Raw genomic sequence first — 17,440 nt, 5'->3', positions numbered from 1 at the left:
GGCCACTTTGGGCCAGCCCGAACCAATGGGGGCCTGGTAGCAACGGCCATGCTAAATCGGTGGGGACTTACCATTCGGTGGCACGTGTAAGCGTTAGAAGTCCCAATCCTTCAGACCTGAAATGCTAGGGGTTAACACCGAACGATGCACGTGCCACCAATGATGAAAGGAGCTTTATAAATGCTGAAAAATGCTTTTTTTGCCTCGTCACTAGTCGCCACTTTGTTGACCGCCGTCCCGCTGCAAGCCAGTGCGGCGTTAAGCGAGAAAGATACTCGTGACATCGCCAGAGAGGCCTATGTTTTCGGTACGCCGATGGTCGATACGTATCGAGTCATGTATGCGTTTTCCATCGACAAGACCAATCCTCAATACAAAGGCCCGTTCAATAATATTCTCAATGTGTCGAGGGTATTCACTCCCGCTGACACAGCATTTGTCACGCCCAATTCCGATACTCCCTACTCGTTCAGCGGACTGGACCTGCGGGCAGAACCGGTCGTGATCAGCGTTCCACCCATGGAAAAAAACCGTTATTTCGTTTTCCAGCTGATGGACCTTTACAGCTTCAACTTTGCCTACATCGGCAGTCGGAGCACGGGAAATCAGGGCGGCACGTATATGATCGCAGGGCCGAACTGGAAGGGGGAAAAACCCAAGAATGTGGACAAGGTGATTCAGGCTGAAACCGACATGGTTTCAGTTGTTGGCCGCACACAGCTGTTCAATCCTGACGACTTGCAGAACGTTAAAAACATCCAGGCAAAATACAAGGTTGAGACCCTCTCTGCATTCCAGAAAAGTCCGTCACCAGAGGCACCGGCCGAGGTGAACTGGATCAAGCCGATATCGCCTGCCATAGAACGAACCTCTCCCGAGTTCTTCAACCAGTTAGCATTCCTTCTGCAATTCGCACCGGTGCATCCCAGTGAAACCGCGCTGCGCAGGCGTTTCACCGAGATTGGTATCGAACCGGGCAAACCCTTCGACGCGTCGAAACTGACGGCCGGTCAACAAGCGGCGCTAGTGGCAGGCATGCAGAATGGCCAGAAAGAAATTGATCAGCTTCGTAGCTCGTTGAAGGGAAAAACCGACACCCTCTTCGGCACCCGAGCGTTCCTGAACAACGACTACGTCGCCCGCGCTACGGGTGCACAAATGGGTATTGGCGCGAACTCACGTGAAGAAGCGATGTATCCCATCTATGACAAGGACGCTTCCGGGCAACCACTGGACGCCAGCAAACATAAATACACTCTGAGATTTGCCAAGGGCCAGCAACCCCCAGTGCAGGCGTTCTGGTCGATCACCATGTACGACCTGCCGAAACAGCTGCTCGTGGATAACCCCATCAATCGCTATCTGATCAACTCACCCATGCTGCCCGAGCTGAAGAAAGATGCTGATGGCGGGCTCACTCTGTATATCCAGCATGAGTCTCCTGGCAAGGAAAAAGAGGCTAACTGGCTACCGGCACCCGACGGGCCATTCATGGTCACGATGCGTTACTACTGGCCTAAAACCGAGTTACTGGAAGGCAAATGGAAGTCGCCCATGATCGAACAATCCACGACGACTGTCGGCAGCGTTTCGGCCAAATACAAACCGATTGAATAAGGACGTCGATCATGAAGGCTTTGAACCTCGTGCTGACAGCACTAACCGTTAGCCTCTCGCTCAGCGCCATCGCGCAGGCAGCCAATCACTACGAGCAGTTGGCCGACATCCCGTTCGACGGTGGTTACCCGACTCTGGACGGCGTGGCGCAGCTAAAGAACGAACTGCTGTTTCAACGCGCCGTGCAGTCGTACATCTGGGCCCTGCCCGCGCTGAATATGTATGGCATGAAAGAGGGCTCGGAGAAGACCTTTGGTGCGGGGTACAACGTACTGCCGATCTGGAAAGATCGCCTTAACGCCAAGACCCTCGTCACGACGCCGAACTCGGACGTGATTTACGCCATGGGTTATCTGGACTTGAATCAGGACGGCCCGATGGTCATCGAAGTGCCGCCGGGCTTGCAGGGTATTCTCGATGATTTCTTCCAGCGGCCGATCTGTTCGGAAGGCCAGATTGAAGGCCGGCAATGGTGCGGTGACGTCGGGTTGCCAGGGCCGGACAAGGGCAAGGGCGGCAAATATTTGGTACTGCCGCCGGACTTCAAGGGCGAGGTCCCCCCGGGCTATCTCACGTTTCGTTCGCGCACCTACGGCGTGTTCGTGTTTTGGCGGGGTTTCTTCAAGGATCCGAAACAGCTCGAACAGCCTGTGAAGATCATGGAGCAGACACGGATCTATCCGCTGGGTAAACAGGCGGAGGCTAAGCCAATGGAATTCCCCAACGCTTCGAAGACCCCAGCCAACATGCTCTACCCCACTGACGGCAGCGCGTTCGATATGCTGTCACGGTTCATCGATCACGAGTACGTCGACCCGCAGGACATGGAAATGCGCGGCATGCTCGCGGCGCTGGGTATTATCAAAGGCAGACCCTTCAAACCGGATGCAGCCACACGCGATTTGCTTGATAAAGCGGCCAGGACAGCGAGCAAGATGGGCCATGCTATCTCTTATACCCCGCAGACCATCGTGGCTGACGGCACATGGTATCCGGATCGCAGATGGCTGAATGTATTCCCCGGCAACGCGACCTTTACAGCCGACACCTTCAATTTCATCGACCCGCGCACCGGCTTCTTCACTAATGCCTACTCGACCAGCCCAGGCATGGCGGTAAGCATGGAAAACGTAGGCGCCAAGTACCCGGCCACCTTCGTCGATGCCAAAGGGGACTTCCTCTCCGGCAGCAACCATTACACCCTCAACTTGCCCAAGGGTATTCCGGCGGCCTTGTTCTGGTCGGTGACAGCCTATGACTCAGTGACCGCGTCCGGCCTGGATAACGGGCAGCCGTTTCCATCGTTGAACACCATGGACAAGCCGGTTGCCAATGCAGATGGTTCGATTGACGTGCACTTTGGTCCAGACTCACCGGGCACCGGCAAGAACTGGATTCGTACGTTGCCCGACAAAGGATTTTTCGTGATCCTGCGCCTTTATGGCCCGACCAAGGCTTTCTTCGACAAGGCCTGGAAACCTGGCGACTTGCACAAGCAGTAGGCATTCAGCGAACAGAGAGATGCGAGCATTAAGGCTTTCATCTCTCTTTTGCCAAGCCTGCTCAAGGTCGAGCGACGTGGGACATCTTCTGGTGTTCAACGTCCGCTTTGGGTCGATAGCTGCCCTTTACTTACCCACACTCCGCACATCAAGATCCCTTTGCAACTCAAAAGGGTTTCGTACCCAATCAGTGAAGGGTTGAACGCAAATGGAGATCCAAAAGGTCACGCGCCTGCCGTCACAGATTCCCGCCCTTGAGAACGGGCCGTGGCAGAAGGCTTTAGGCTCATCACTCGACTGACCTAGGAATGGCACTCGGGAGCCAATCGCTTCGACGCGCCAGGCGAATGCCTCATGGCAGCGTATCTAGATCGCGAACTGGTGGGCATTGGCGGCCTATCCGTTGATCCATTCACACACGCTCGTACAGGAAGGCTGCGGCGTGTTTATGTGACTCCTGCGTCACGGGGGCAACAGATTGGCAAAAAACTGGTTAGCGCCTTGCTCGCCCACGCCGCTTTGCGTTTTGAAACTGTGCGGCTTTACACCGACACTGCGGAGGGAAGCGCTTTTTACCTGTGCTGCGGCTTCGCACGAACCGAAGACGCGCAGGCGACGCACATCATGCAGCTCACAAACCTCTGACCATGTCAGCTATCGGCCAGAAGCGGACGATAGCAACCGAGGGCTAGCGGCGATAAGCAGTGCATGACTCCTTTCGGGATCCACAGGATCACCCGGAGAAATTTCTTATCTGTTAGCTCAAGTAATCAGCAGCGACGTGCCCAATGAGCCCTACCTCTGCCGTATCGGCGACCACCAAGTCGGCATTGGTGATCAAATGTGTGTAATCGTATCCGGCTAGCGTGACCTGAAAGGCGTGCCCATCGGCACCTGCCTCGCTACTGCGCAGGTAGGTGCGGTCGTTGATTTCATCGTAGGTCATGCGCAAGGTGCCGTGATAACCGTCCCCCAAACCCGTCACGCCGAGCGCGGCGACGTCGAGTTTGTCTTCCCCCCAGATGAAATCAGTGATCAGGTCGCTGCTGCCTGCATAGCTGTCGCCGCTGCTCGTGAACACAAAACGGTCGTTGCCTGTGCCGCCGGTGAGCTTGTCCGCACCCAACCCACCGGTCAGCACGTCGTTGCCCGCGTTACCCTCAAGGATGTCGTTTCCGGCACCGCCGGCCAGAGTATCGTTGCCCCAGTAGCCGTACAGAATATTGGCCTTACCGTCGCCGGCCAGATTCACCGGGGTGATCGGCTGCGGGGTGGTCACAGTTGTCGCATTACTGGGCGGGGCGAACAGCACGCTGCTGGCATTGAGTTCACTGACGTGGTTCCCACTGAGCAGAATTTCGAAGCGGTTACCGTTGGCATCGGGCTCCAGTGATTTAAGCGCGGTGGCATCGCCAGCCAGGTTGAGGACCACCTTCAGCGTACCGTTGTAGCCATTACCCAGTCCGGTGAAGCCCAACGCGGACACGTCGATCATGTCATGGCCGTCGCCATTGAAGTCGGTGATCAGGTCGCGGCCGGCGTAGCTGCCACTGGCATCGTTCCGATAGCTGTCGCTGAGCTGGGTATACACAAAGGTGTCGGCACCCAGGCCGCCGCTCAGGGTGTCGCCGCCAGTGCCTCCAAATAGCCGGTCATTGCCCGCACCCGCTTCGACCGTGTCACGGCCAGCGCCGGCCTTGATGGTTTCGCCATCGTCGGTTCCCACCAGCAGGTCGTGTTGCGAGGTCCCGCTAACCAGCGGTTGCAGGTTGGCATCGGTAATAAGGCCGCTGCTGGACAGGAACTGCACGGCAAAATGCCGGCCATTATGGTCTTGCTCATAGTTTTCTAAAATGTAAATGCCGCGCAGGGGCTCACTACGTATTTGCAGGGTATCGCCATAGCCGTCGCCTAAATGGCTAAAGCCCAGAGCCGACACGTCGAGGATATCGTGAGCGGGGTCAAAATAGTTGATGCCATCGGTGAATTCAGATCCGGCCTTGATATAGCTGTCACCGATGCGGTCGAAGCGAAATACGTCGTTGCCCGTGCCTCCGTACAAGATATCGAATCCGGCACCGGGGACCATCACGTCATTGCCACCCCCGCTGACTATCTGGTCGTTACCGGCCCCGCCCATCAATAGCTCGTTGGCCAGCCCACCGTGTATGGAATCACTGTCGGAGGTGCCCTGCACGATGAGTTCGATCGGGTTCTTGCTGGCTCGGCCAGTGGCGCTCGGGACCTGCAAATCTTCAGGCGCTTTGTGCTTGGTGAGATCGCTCGTGTTGAAAGCTTGGGTCATGCGTGCTCCTTATCTGCGGTTGGTCCAGCGCGGGTCCGGTGTAACGCCAATAACACTGTTGAGTTAATAGCAATGGGCCGCATTCGACGAACGGTTATAACCGGCGTGTTGGATGCAGATCGTAACGCTGCAGGTTTTGACCTTCTCCATTCGACGTGAAGGGATGCTATGGGTCCAAAACGCTCGAGCATAACCGGGCGCTTCTGGCTGTTCAGATCCGGTCGCATCAGGCACGAGTTGGCCAGAAGCAGACAGTCAGCACCGTCGATATTAATGGCATCAGCGCAGACTCTCCGCATGACGGCAGTCGAAGGTGGTCAATACCAGATGGCGATCTCCAGCCCTACTCCCTCAAGAAATTCCATGCCGGAACAGTCACTCCTTCTCCATGAGCAAAAAACCTTTCCCGGCAAATGCATATCTGACGCTGCTTCGAGGCTGACAGGTCAATAACTCGCTCTCCAATGGTATTTGAGCGGCATTCGCATAATGCAGATCGACAAGCTTATCGCCAAGGTAGTAAGCAAGCGCCCACTCATTGTCCTGATCCAATGTTACGGGCTGGCGATTTCCGGCTAGTTCACTGTATTTGTCAGAAGGAATGTAGGGGGGCACGATGCAAACAGAATCCCATGCCTTATCGGTGAACGTTTCAAGATCGCAGGGACATGACCGATTTGAAACTTGCAACACTTGGTGATCATCGGTGCCGACGTACCACGCCCCGAGCAGCAAGACCAAGAGTGCACCTATGATAAGTTTTTTCATGCTGCCCCAATGACTTCCTTTTCCGAGACATGCAGACACGACAACGGACACGCTTGACACACGGACCAGCGTAGCAGAAAGCACTATCGGGTTGCCTACACCGCCGTCCGCTTTGGGTCGTAAACAGCCGCTCGATGAACGAGTGCCTTACATTTCCCTTTTCATGCGGAAGGAACTCAGAGACCTAAAATTTTGCCCTACACTTTCACTCCACTGATCACAAGGAGAGGAAGGCCGTGATCTCAGACCTGGAAATCAAACACGTACTGGAAACGGCATTTTTGCCGGATAGGTGTGCTTGCAGCCTGGATCCATATGGTTCGATCACTGTCCAAATCTATGATCAACGCTCCGGGAAGCTGCTGCTGACGGTTGCTGGGATATCTCGGGTGGAGGTAGCGTCGAGCCGATCCATTGCCAATCTTGTGGGCCAGATACGGGAAGAAATACGCCTCAGGGAAATCGTGGACGTGCGCAATTCCGGCGCTAGGCAGAAATGACTATGTTCAGGATCAGTAGGCGCTTAAGAGAGAGGCAGCTGTCGGCCAGAAGCGGTCGTAACGCAGCTTCCAGATCAAGGCGTAATGGGTCAATCCAGCCTAGCCGAAGCCCAGACCCTTCTTTTTTTGCATTCGTAGACAAGCGACTCTTCACATCCCATTTCCACCTCGATAGCGCCTATGCATCCCCAGCAATCCCCGCCGCACTTGCCTGCTGACGGATCTGCTGGGTTGCCGAGTAAGCGCCTGCAAATCGTGCAGTGAGAACCTGCCGCGTTCTCTACCGGAGCAATTCGAAGATCTACGCACTTTCGAAATGCCAAAGCTGTATCTCCCTTTTTTATGCGATCAGCGAACCTCCTGTGCATTGCGCAAGAACCGATCCAGCACATTTTTTGTGATCATTACAGTGTAAATGTCTGCCTGCATGAGCCCATGAACCCATTCGCACGTGGCGGCGGTAAAGACCTCACCTCGACCTTTGTGGAAATGCACCACCATACCGGCCCCACGGCTATGCAGATCGATGCTGGCGTCGCTGAGGTCGGGCGCCAAGATAGAAGCACGAAACCGGGCGTCGCCATCCCCGAGCATGAATGAATAGGCATCCTCGGACCGGCCGTGTTCGGCATTGGTCGCCCAGCCCATTGCGAGAATTTGCAATCCGCAGGGTGCCCTGTCTGTGCCAAGCGGTTCTGGGAGGCCGTCGACGAACGTATACTCCAGGCCGTCTACTTCATAGCCAAAGATGTTGGACTCATCTCCGAACATGTCCGCGTAGCCGAGACCCGTTCCCATAAAAGCCCAGTGCTCAGGCCTGAAGACTGTGTACCCACGCGGGTTGCGAGGTGCCATGCCCCCAAAGCTACCGTATATCCCGCGCAGCGCATTCACCCCGAACGTCAACGCCCCAGGGCAATTCACTCGCGGATCTTCCCAGGCCCCGGTGAGCCGATGAGGCTCGGTAGCCGCCACAGGATCGAGCGCAGCGGCATCGTACTTGTAGGCCACCTGCCGCCGACCTTCATCTTCCAGGCGAATCTGCCACATGAAATTGCCAGCGAAGCGCGCGATCTTGCCACCCTCTTCGACAAAGGCGTCGACATGGTCGCGCATTTCCCACGTCCAGTACTCGTCGTGCCCGGCGAAGACGGCGCAGGCGTAGCCCTCAAGTGCGTGCGGGTCGTGATGCAAATCGTCCTGGGTCAGGATATGCACCGTATAACCTTGCTGTTCGGCCCAGACCACAAAGGGCCGCTCGTAAGAAGCCCACCCCGCCAGCGCGTAGTACTTGGCGTAGCCGTTAAGCCCAGCCCATTCGATGAACTCATACCGCGCCGGGCCTGGCTGGCGGGGCCGGCTCGCGTTGACGCAACGTGGCGCATCCTTCGGCAGCCACACCTGCCCTCGCGCCCATGGGCGCTGTGCCGACAGCAACGGTGAGCGGCCGCGCGGCGTTCCGGGATGAAGGCCAAAGTAATGATTGGCACCACCCCAGTCGTTATAAGCGGCCCACGTCGATGTGGCCGCGACGAGCACCAAGGCATCGGCACGCTTGCGCAGCGCCTTGACGATAAACAGATGATGCCCGAGGACGCTGCCAGCGCCGTCCCGTACTTCCACTATATAGCCCCCCTGCTCGGCATCAGCCGGGATTGACCATTGCATGAAGATTGGCCATTGGCAGCCTTGCTCATAGGCACGTTCAGGTATGAGGTGGAATTGAGCATCAAGGCTGTCGGTGTTATGCAGCGTGCGGGCGATGGCTCCGTCGCGATAGATCCTGAGCTTCACTTGCGGGCAGTTCGACGACAGATACAGGTGGACCGAATCACCCGGGTTGTAGGCGCGGCGATCCGAGTAACACCAGGCGGCCGCCGGGCCCAACTCTGAAGGGATTTCAACCCAGGTCTCGCGTGCGGCCTGACGTGGCCCCGAAGTCTGGCTGACAGTCACGTTGGCGCCCGGTCGTTCACCTCGCGCTGCGGGGTTTTTGAGGTCTGTGGAATTCATGGATTTATACTCCTTTATTCAACTGATTCAGCGGATCGACCAGTCACGGTATTGGCGCTGACTCGATCGCCAGGCGCCTGGATGTGCGCGAGATCAATGCCCGCAGTTTCATCGATCAGAAACCCTGCGACGACGGTGACTACGCCCAACCCAATGACATAGCTGACGTATAGATAGGCAAGGTCGGCGCCGCTAAGATAGTTGTGCAGATAGGGGGCAGTACCGCCAAAGATCGCCACTGACACGGATGAGACCAAACCGACGCCTTGGGCCCGTGCCTGGGTGGGTACCTGCTCGGATAGCACCGCGGGGAAAATGGCAGCGATCAACGACCAGGCGCCGAGCCCCAGCACTTGGGCCAGGAACAGCGTGTAGGGCTCAGTGGTCACCATTATCGAGATGGGATAGGTCAGTGCGATCACGCCCAGCCCCCAGGAGATGACCATGGGGCGGCGGCCTACCCGATCCGACAGCATCCCGCAGACCGGCAACCAGCACACACAGAGGATCTGCGCGAGAAGGCTGGCTACATAGGCACCCGTGGCGTCCATGCCTTGGGCAATCGCCGTGGAAGCGCCGAACGTGACCCAGGCGTAGTAAGTGACATTGGCAGCCGCCGCAAGCATGACGATGTTACGTGCGACGCGCAGCATCTCACCCGTGGACAACTTGCGCGGCGGTCGCGCTTGTCCCTGCTGTTCTACGAACACATGGGATTCCTGCGCTCCGCGGCGTAAAAACAGCGCGTAGATACCGAGCACTCCACCAATGGCGAAGCCAATCCTCCAGCCGTAGTCACCCATGGCCTGCGCACCCAGCAGCCAGGTCAGCACTACCGCCACGGCGGTTGCCGCCATCACTCCCAGCGTCACCCCCACATAGACCGAACTCGACCATAAGCCACGGTGCTTGCTTGGGGCTATCTCGGCGACATAGGTGTAGGAAACCCCTGTTTCGCCACCATGGGCGAGCCCCTGCATCAGGCGGAAAAACAGCAACGCGACAGAGGCATAAAGGCCAATGCTCTGGTAATCGGGGATAAGCGCAATGCCCAGGCTGCTGATCGCAAGCAGCAGCATGGTAAGCACCATGATGGTCCGGCGCCCCAGCCGGTCACTCAGTCGGCCAAACAACCATCCGCCGACAGGGCGTGCGACAAAGCCAACCGCAAACACAGCAAGGGTCGCGAGCATCGCCGAGCGCGCATCGGTCTTGTCGAACAGGTGGCTGGCCAGGTACACCGAAAAGGTTGCGTACAAAGTCCAGTCGAACCATTCAAGCGCATTGCCGATGCCTGCCGCGCGCAACGATTTGAGGCGTCCTTGGTGAGACGTCGTATTGTTCATGAGGTAACTCCTGGTAAGGAACGAGATCAAGGCGGTTTGGCAAACCGATTCACAGGTGCAACGGGGGCTTGGGCTGGCGATCGCCTTGGACAGAAGGGACGCGGACCCGCAGCGCAATCAGCAACGCGGCCAGCAGCATCAGCACGGCCGCTGCTACGAATACGCCGGCGCTGCCACCGAGGCTGAACACTGCACCGCCAGCGGCGGCACCTGTTGCGATGGCGGACTGCACAGATGCCACCACCATGCCTCCGGCGCTCTCCGCCTGATCAGGTACCGAGCTGGCGACCCAGTTCGACCACGCGACCGGCACTCCACCAAATGCCAGGCCCCAGATCGCCATGAGTATCGCCTGCCCCGGCAGCGAGGCCGACAACAGCACTAACGCCAGCGCTGCAACGCCGACCAGTGCGGGCATCAAAGCAAGAGTGGCCAGCGGGTAGCGCTCCAGCAGCTTCCCGGCCAACAGCGTGCCAAAGAAGTTCGCCACACCGAACCCCAGCAGCATCAGCGACAGCCCTTGCGAGCCAATACCGGTGGTTCCTTCAAGGAATGGCCGAACATAGGTGAACATTGCGAAGTGCCCGCTGTGCACCAGCACGCAACCGAACATCCCCATGGGTATGCCTGGGCGCTGCAACACTTCAAAAACAGTACGCAGTCTTGCCGGCCGACGCGGCGCGAGGCTCGGCAGAGTGAAAGACTGAAAAGCCAGGGTCACCATGCCTACTGCCGCCGCTGCATAGAAAGCGCTGCGCCAGCCATACAGCCCGCCCAGATAGCTGCCCAGCGGCACAGCAACGACCGTCCCAACGGCAATGCCGCTGAAAATGATGGATAGCGCCCGGGGCAGTAGAGCACTCGGCACCAATCGCATCGCGACCGCCGCCGCCATGCTCCAGAACCCACCAAGGGCGATACCCAGCAAGATGCGCATCAACAACAGCACCGCGAAGCTGGAAGAAACGGCGACCAACAGGTTGGAAGCGACCATCAACGTGGAAAATCCCAGCAACACCCAACGTCGGTCGATGCCACGGGTCAGGCCTGGCACCAACAAGCCGGCGAACAGCGCGACTACTGCTGTCACCGTGACCGCCTGGCCAGCCAGCGCCTCGGACACTCCCAGTTCAGTAGCCATCAGTGTCAACAAACTGGCCGGAAGGTACTCAGCGGTCAGTAACCCGAACACCCCCATTGCCAACGAAAAGACGGCCATCCACGCGGGGGTCGCAGGCTCTACATCCGAGCCGACACCAGGATGGCGGTTGGATACTGCATTACATATGCAGTTGGTCATCGTACGGATCTCCCAATTTTCATGACGAACCGAAGTCTAGGCGCCGGAATCTGGATGATCTATGATCGAACATCTCTAGTTTTTGACCGAAACACCTGAACGATGACTGCTAATCAGTTTGCTCTTTCCTCGGACCTCATCAACGAGCTGTTGCGCGGCATGCGCCTGCGCGGTGTCGAATACCGGCGTATCCAGACGGGCCCTGTCTTCGGTCTGGGTTTCACGGAAAAGCCCGGGCACGCCTGGTTCCACTTCATGGCAGTAGGTAATGCCGTGCTGCAATTGGAGGACGGCAGCACCTACGCGCTTTCTGCCGGCAACGCCGTGTTCATCTCCCATGGTGCTGCCCATCAGCTGTTTTCCCATGCGCAGGCACCTGTGCAGGACATTGATCGTCTGGATGGCGCGCCCTTGGGTGATACCGTCAGTGCAGTGGATACCGGAACCGATGCCAGCCCCACGCCGAGTACCGTTTGGTTCAGTGGTTGCATGGAGTTTGAACTGGGCAGTATCCATGGCCTTGGCAGGCTGATGCCGGGCCTGATGCTGATTGATGCCGGCGGCCAGCGTTACCCCGGGTTGGTACCGATCCTGACGACCATGGAGCGCGAGGTGAGCGCCGCACGTGTCGGCTTCGCCGGTATCCTCGCGCGTTTGGCCGACGTGGTGGCTGCCATGGTCGTTCGCGGCTGGGTGGAGTGTGCCTGCGGAAACGCCTCTGGCCTCGTCGCCGCCTTGCGCGATCCACGCCTGGCGCGTGCCCTGCTGGCGGTTCATCAACAACCGGGGCGCGAGTGGACCGTCGCGCAGTTGGCAGAGCACTGCAATACCTCACGCTCGGTCTTCGCGGACCGCTTCCAGGTGACGATTGGCATGACGCCGCTGCGCTACGTCACTGGACTGCGAATGCGGCTGGCGAGCCAGTGGCTGACACTCGAAGGGCTGCCGATTGAAGAGGTGGCACAACGCTTGGGTTACACCTCTCAAGCCGCGTTCAGTCGAGCGTTCAAGCGCACCACTGGCAAGACACCAGGATCAAGTCGTAAGGTGCGACAGCCCGCTGTTACGTAAGACCCGAGCATCGCCTCCCCCAACCATGACGTTCACGAGATACGAAAAGTCGCTGGACGTCTTCCAGCACCCGGCGCTGCGCGCATAAAAAAGGACGTCGCACGGCCAGAAAGTCAGGGGAGCAATTAACGGATATTGCGTTAGACACTGCCAATTGGCAGCACGGGCCTTAAGGCCGGGCGTCCGCTTTGGGTCCAGGCTGTGTGAAAACACATTTTTAGAACGATTCGGCCATGGAGGCATTCGACCAGGTTTTGAGGCACCATATGGTCTCTAGAAATCCAGCAGCTCGACGCAGTTCGCAAACCAAATCAGGAAGAATGAATGCCTTCCCGTCGCCGCCTCAGTAGTGTCTGTCAAAGTATTGCGCACCACGCTGCGAGCAGTCTGTCGTACGTACACCCACATCTGTTGCAAGCACTCAAAGCGACCGGGGAATCGATCGCGACGGTGGATCTACTGAGTGCGACCCCATACCCGAAGGAGCTTCGCGGTCATCCCCACCTTCCCACCGCCCTCTCTTCACTACGTGATCGTTTTGAACAGATTTTGAAATCTGAAGGATTTTTAATAACCGATCTCAACGAGGCCAAGCTATTTTTCAAACCTGATGGCCAATACCGTGACGAGTATTGTTGCGAATGCCACGCAAGGTTGTCCCATTCAAGCGGCCGTAGATACTTTGCGGCAGTCAATTGCATGGGTAAATCCATTGTTCCCCAGCTGGCCAATATCTGACCAATCCCCTCCAGCAATATCCTCAGATCCAGATGAAAAGCGAGCTTTGCTTTAGCGCCAAAAGCCGGAATACGCCGAGGATGATCTAAGCTTTTGTTCGTCTAGATCGTATCGGGGGCGATCATGAAACGATTCATTGAGGGCGAAACTCGGACGCAGGTGACGTTGCTGCCGGAGTGCTTGGACGATTATGTAGCAGAAGAAAATCCAGTGCGCGTGGTCGATGTTTTCGTCGATGAACTCGACTTGGGCGCACTGGGTTTTGAGGGCGTCGATCCTGCCGCAACTGGTCGTCCGGCCTATCACCCAGCGACATTGTTGAAGATCTATATCTACGGCTACCTCAATCGTATTCAGTCCAGTCGCCGGCTTGAGCGTGAGGCCGAGCGCAACGTCGAGTTGATGTGGCTAACGGGGCGTTTGGCTCCGGATTTCAAAACCATTGCCGACTTTCGCAAGGACAACGGCAAAGCCATTCGCAGCGTATGCCGCCAGTTCGTGCTGATTTGCCGTAACCTCAATCTCTTCTCTCAATCGATCATCGCCATCGATGGCAGCAAATTCAAAGCCGTCAATAATCGCGACCGCAACTTCACCCAAGGCAAAGTGAAGGCACGCATGCAGCAGATCGAGCAAAGTATCGATCGATATCTGGCGGCGATGGATTCGGCGGATCGGGCGACGCCCGAAGTGGCCGAGGCCAAAGCAGAGCGGCTTAAAGAAAAGATAGAAACACTGAAAAAGCAGATGCAGAAACTCAAGGACATCGAGACGCAGGTCCACGAAAGTCCAGACCAGCAGATCTCCCTCACAGACCCAGATGCACGCTCAATGGCTACGAGCGGCCGAGGCACCGGAACGGTGGGCTACAACGTACAAACCGCTGTCGACGACAAACACCATCTGATCGTTGCCCATGAGGTGACCAACGTTGGTAATGATCGTGGGCAACTGAGCAATATGGCGAACCAAGCGCGTGAAGAAATCGAGGCTGAATCGCTAACGGTGGTGGCCGACCGAGGCTATTGCAAAGGTCTGGAAGTCCTTGCTTGCGAGCAAGCCGGCATCACCACCTTTGTACCAAAACCTCTGACATCAGGCAGCAAACCCGAAGGCCGATTTGGTAAGCAGGACTTCATCTATCTTACGGCGTCGGACGAGTATCGATGCCCTGCCGGGCAGCTACTAACCAGGCGGCATTCGTCGATGGAAGACGGCATGTTATTGCATTGTTACTACTTCTCAGGCTGCCAGTCCTGCTCAATGCAAAAGCAATGTACGACGGGTAAGGAGCGCCGTGTGAAGCGCTGGGAACATGAGGCTTTACTCGACGCGATGCAGGTTCGGCTAGAACATGATCCAGCGATGATGAGGGTTCGTCGACAGACTGTTGAACATCCTTTCGGAACGCTAAAGTATTGGATGGGAAGTACCCACTTCCTGACCAAAACCCTGCCGAGGGTGAGCACCGAGATGAGCCTTCATGTACTCGCCTACAACCTCAAACGAATGATGAGCATCTTCGGCATCGCAGGACTGCTTGAGGCGATCAGGGCGTGAACCCAGCCGCTTGGCCCGCCAGTTAGAAGCCGTTTGGGCCGCTGACGCGGCCCAAACGGCATTACGAACGTCTATGTCACTGATTAAGCTAATTCGCGCTTCCGCCAGCGGATTCCATAGGCATTCCTCGCGACTCTCAGTTTTCGAGGTGTTTAGCGCGTTTTCACACGGCCTGGGTCGATAGCTGCCTCAGGACTGGGTATTCGCATCACGAGTCGGTCTGAGCACTATCGCCCCGTCAACCCATCCGATGCTCAAGCAATCACTCAAATCGACGTTCATTGCTGCAAGGGCATCTGGCGGGAGATCGATGATGACGTCTCCGCTACCATCACCTGGATCTTGGCACTTCGCGATTGTCCGCACGGATCGAGCCATAAGGGAAAAAGGTCTGGACCGATGGGATAGCCGTCATCCTACCCCCGCATGGCACCTACTGACAGTCAACGGCCAATAGCAAACAGTCACACGCCGCCTTCGCACTCAGCACCGCTCTATGGCCTGAACCAAGCGATCCGCTGTCCTGCGGCCAGATTGACCTCCTCCACAGAAGCATAACGTTGATCGGCGTAGTAACGGGTTTTCACCCAGCCACCGTCTTCGGGGTCGAACCGGAACTCTTCGAAACCATAAGAGCCATCGGCGCGGACGAAGATGTCGACGCACCGATTGCGCTCGTCATTTTCGATGCTATCCAATACGACCCACTCTCTATCCGCCAATGGTTGCGTACCTCGTCAACTGGCCTCGTCCGTCACGCCGTCTTGCCGCCATTCACTCGCACGATTTCACCCGTCATGAAAGGCACGGCGGCTGAGGCCATGAATACAATCATCCGGGCGATTTCCTCAGGTGTGCCGATCCGTTTCATGGGCACGCCCTCGATCATGCGCTCTCGAGCTGCCGGATCAGCCGTGATCCGGTCGAACATGTCGGTCTGTACCGGGCCGGGCGCCACGGCGTTGACTCGAATACCAAACGCCGCTGCTTCCAGAGCGACCGACTTGGTGATCCCCTCCACCGCATGTTTGCTGCCGGCGTAGAGGGACGCATTGGGTGCGCCTTTGACGCCCATGCTCGACGACAGATTGATGATGCTGCCAAAACCCTGCGCTCTCATCACGCGCATTTCGTGCTTCATCGAGAGAAGCGTTCCAAGGACATTGGCCGCAAAGACCTGCTCATACCCGGCTGGCGTCACCTCCAGAATCGGGGCGAACGTACCGTCCACCCCGGCATTGTTCACAGCAGCATCCAGGCGGCCAAACTCGGCAATAGTCACGTCGACGAGGCGTTCGACCTCGTGCTCATGTCGCACATCGGCTCGCTGAAACAAAGCTTGCACCCCTTGAGCCTGCAATTCCTCAAGCAGCGCTTGCCCGGTTTGCTCGCGGCGTCCTGAGATCACCACCCTGAACCCCGCTCGCCCAAAAGCGATCGCCGTGGCCCGACCAATCCCGGCGAGTGCGCCGGTTATCAGCGCCACTGGCGTTTCGTCATTGTCGCTCGTTGAGTGATTCACCTTCTCTCTCCTGAAGTGAGACGTCTGCGCTCGTTCAACGCGCACCAAAAACCAGGTTTTCGAAAATGTCGGCGTGCCCTTGCGGCAGGGCTCTCCAGTACTGCGGCGGTACATCGATCCTGGCGCCAAGTTCGGCCGCTGCCCGCCATGGCCAACGCGGGTCATTGAGCATCGCGCGGGCAACGGCGACCAGATCCGCATCGCCCGAGCGGATGATCCGATCAGCCTGTTGTGGGTCGGTGATCAGGCCCACGGCTGTGGAGATGAGCCCGGTTTGCTGCTTCACTTGCGCAGCAAACGGCACCTGATAACCGGGAGCAGGCGCTATTTTTTGCTGTGGGGATATCCCGCCCGACGATGACACCACCCAATCTGCACCGTGGGCTTTCAACGCACGGGCGATAGCTACCGTCGCGGTGACGTCAAGGCCACCTTCGATCCAGTCGGATGCTGACAGCTTCACCCCCAGCGGACGCTCATCCGGCCACGCGTCACGCACAGCATCGAAGACTTCCAGGAGAAATCGCATCCGGTTCTCCAACGAGCCACCGTATTCATCGTTGCGCCGGTTGGAGATTGGCGACAGAAACTGATGAATCAGGTAGCCGTGGCCCCCGTGCAATTCCAGAGCGTCCACTTCCAGGCGAGCGGCACGAAGCGTCGCGGCGACAAATGCATCGCGGATGCGGGCAATGCTGGCCTTGCTCAGCGCCTGAGGCGCAGCTTCACCCTCTTTTTGCGCAACCGCAGAAGGGGCAACGGTCTCCCAGCCGCCTTCTGAAACCGGGATTAACTGCCCGCCATGCCAAGGTTCGTAGCTGGACGCCTTGCGACCGGCGTGGGCCAGTTGCAAGGCGACGGGGATTCGGGAGTTGTCCCGGATCGCTTGAATGACCTTACCGAGCGCTGCCTCCGTGTCATCACTCCAAAGTCCCAGGTCGCCGGGCGTGATCCGCCCTGCGGGTTCAACGGCTGTGGACTCGATGGTCAACATGCCCGCGCCGGACACCGCCAACTGCGTGAGATGGGCGACATGCCATGAATTGGCAAGGCCATCGACCGCAACATATTGGCACATCGGGGACACCACGATGCGGTTCGGCAACGTGAGACCGCGCACTGTTAACGCTGAAAAAAGACCGTTCATGTCTGCCTCTTCGATCAGAAGGTGATAGTCAGCAGAATGATCCACGCACGA

14 protein-coding genes and 1 pseudogene are annotated in these 17,440 nt (G+C 57.6%); 7 read left to right on the top strand and 8 right to left on the bottom strand.

Translation table 11 applies throughout. From position 1 onward, the window contains the following. The first annotated feature begins 180 nt into the window (after window positions 1-180). The 3 genes and pseudogenes from BMZ10_RS00360 (at window position 181) to BMZ10_RS00350 (ending at window position 3,764) form a co-directional block, all read left to right on the top strand. Window positions 181-1,617 (top strand): DUF1254 domain-containing protein, encoded by a 1,437-nt coding sequence (locus tag BMZ10_RS00360; protein WP_093458088.1) that lies wholly within the window; start codon window positions 181-183, stop codon window positions 1,615-1,617. A gap of 11 nt (window positions 1,618-1,628) precedes the next feature. Beyond that, window positions 1,629-3,119 carry a DUF1254 domain-containing protein gene (locus tag BMZ10_RS00355; RefSeq protein ID WP_093458087.1) on the top strand — a complete coding sequence of 497 codons (1,491 nt, stop codon included), beginning with the start codon at window positions 1,629-1,631 and terminating at the stop codon, window positions 3,117-3,119. A gap of 208 nt (window positions 3,120-3,327) precedes the next feature. Continuing rightward, window positions 3,328-3,764: pseudogene (locus BMZ10_RS00350) on the top strand (GNAT family N-acetyltransferase). Between the two features lie 112 nt (window positions 3,765-3,876). On the opposite strand, the gene BMZ10_RS28090 reads toward BMZ10_RS00350, so the two are convergent. Both BMZ10_RS28090 and BMZ10_RS00340 read right to left on the bottom strand, forming a co-directional pair. Continuing rightward, on the bottom strand, window positions 3,877-5,424 hold the full coding sequence (locus BMZ10_RS28090; RefSeq protein WP_093458086.1) for a M10 family metallopeptidase C-terminal domain-containing protein: 1,548 nt from the start codon (window positions 5,422-5,424) through the stop codon (window positions 3,877-3,879). Window positions 5,425-5,799: 375 nt separating this feature from the next. Beyond that, entirely contained in the window at window positions 5,800-6,192 is a 393-nt protein-coding gene (locus BMZ10_RS00340) for a hypothetical protein (protein ID WP_093458085.1), read from the bottom strand. A gap of 236 nt (window positions 6,193-6,428) precedes the next feature. On the opposite strand from BMZ10_RS00340, the gene BMZ10_RS00335 reads away from it, so the two are divergent. After that, complete coding sequence (locus tag BMZ10_RS00335) at window positions 6,429-6,692, top strand: DUF1652 domain-containing protein (RefSeq protein ID WP_093458084.1); 264 nt, start codon at window positions 6,429-6,431, stop codon at window positions 6,690-6,692. A gap of 348 nt (window positions 6,693-7,040) precedes the next feature. Here the strand turns inward: BMZ10_RS00335 and BMZ10_RS00330 are convergent, their stop codons facing one another. The 3 genes from BMZ10_RS00330 to BMZ10_RS00320 are packed head-to-tail and all read right to left on the bottom strand — an operon-like array spanning window position 7,041 to window position 11,351. Next, window positions 7,041-8,705 (bottom strand): N,N-dimethylformamidase beta subunit family domain-containing protein, encoded by a 1,665-nt coding sequence (locus tag BMZ10_RS00330; protein ID WP_093458083.1) that lies wholly within the window; start codon window positions 8,703-8,705, stop codon window positions 7,041-7,043. A 14-nt stretch (window positions 8,706-8,719) separates the two neighbouring features. Beyond that, window positions 8,720-10,051 carry an MFS transporter gene (locus tag BMZ10_RS00325; protein ID WP_093458082.1) on the bottom strand — a complete coding sequence of 444 codons (1,332 nt, stop codon included), beginning with the start codon at window positions 10,049-10,051 and terminating at the stop codon, window positions 8,720-8,722. Between the two features lie 49 nt (window positions 10,052-10,100). Continuing rightward, window positions 10,101-11,351, bottom strand: a complete 1,251-nt coding sequence (locus BMZ10_RS00320) for an MFS transporter (RefSeq protein WP_093458081.1) — start codon at window positions 11,349-11,351, stop codon at window positions 10,101-10,103. Window positions 11,352-11,453: 102 nt separating this feature from the next. Here BMZ10_RS00320 and BMZ10_RS00315 point away from each other — a divergent pair, with 102 nt between their 5' ends. The 3 genes from BMZ10_RS00315 to BMZ10_RS00310 all read left to right on the top strand — a co-directional run bounded on the left by BMZ10_RS00315 (window position 11,454) and on the right by BMZ10_RS00310 (window position 14,720). After that, on the top strand, window positions 11,454-12,422 hold the full coding sequence (locus tag BMZ10_RS00315) for an AraC family transcriptional regulator (protein WP_093458080.1): 969 nt from the start codon (window positions 11,454-11,456) through the stop codon (window positions 12,420-12,422). 324 nt (window positions 12,423-12,746) lie between these two features. Beyond that, a complete protein-coding gene (locus tag BMZ10_RS27340) occupies window positions 12,747-13,160 on the top strand; it encodes a hypothetical protein (RefSeq protein ID WP_143070233.1) in 414 nt (137 codons plus the stop codon). 123 nt (window positions 13,161-13,283) lie between these two features. Next, window positions 13,284-14,720, top strand: a complete 1,437-nt coding sequence (locus BMZ10_RS00310) for an IS1182 family transposase (RefSeq protein ID WP_093458079.1) — start codon at window positions 13,284-13,286, stop codon at window positions 14,718-14,720. Window positions 14,721-15,214: 494 nt separating this feature from the next. Here the strand turns inward: BMZ10_RS00310 and BMZ10_RS00300 are convergent, their stop codons facing one another. From BMZ10_RS00300 to BMZ10_RS00290, 3 genes are read right to left on the bottom strand one after another with little or no spacing between them, the layout of a single operon-like run. Beyond that, window positions 15,215-15,418 (bottom strand): hypothetical protein, encoded by a 204-nt coding sequence (locus BMZ10_RS00300; protein WP_218147155.1) that lies wholly within the window; start codon window positions 15,416-15,418, stop codon window positions 15,215-15,217. Window positions 15,419-15,474: 56 nt separating this feature from the next. Beyond that, on the bottom strand, window positions 15,475-16,242 hold the full coding sequence (locus BMZ10_RS00295; protein WP_256214267.1) for an SDR family NAD(P)-dependent oxidoreductase: 768 nt from the start codon (window positions 16,240-16,242) through the stop codon (window positions 15,475-15,477). Between the two features lie 34 nt (window positions 16,243-16,276). Continuing rightward, window positions 16,277-17,389 carry an NADH:flavin oxidoreductase/NADH oxidase gene (locus tag BMZ10_RS00290; RefSeq protein ID WP_093459848.1) on the bottom strand — a complete coding sequence of 371 codons (1,113 nt, stop codon included), beginning with the start codon at window positions 17,387-17,389 and terminating at the stop codon, window positions 16,277-16,279. Window positions 17,390-17,440 lie beyond the last annotated feature (51 nt).

It is taken from the genome of Pseudomonas sp. NFR16, assembly GCF_900108875.1.
Taxonomy (GTDB): Bacteria; Pseudomonadota; Gammaproteobacteria; order Pseudomonadales; family Pseudomonadaceae; genus Aquipseudomonas.
Note: the sequence above shows the minus strand (reverse complement) of the source record. Positions and strands in the feature narration are given on the sequence as shown.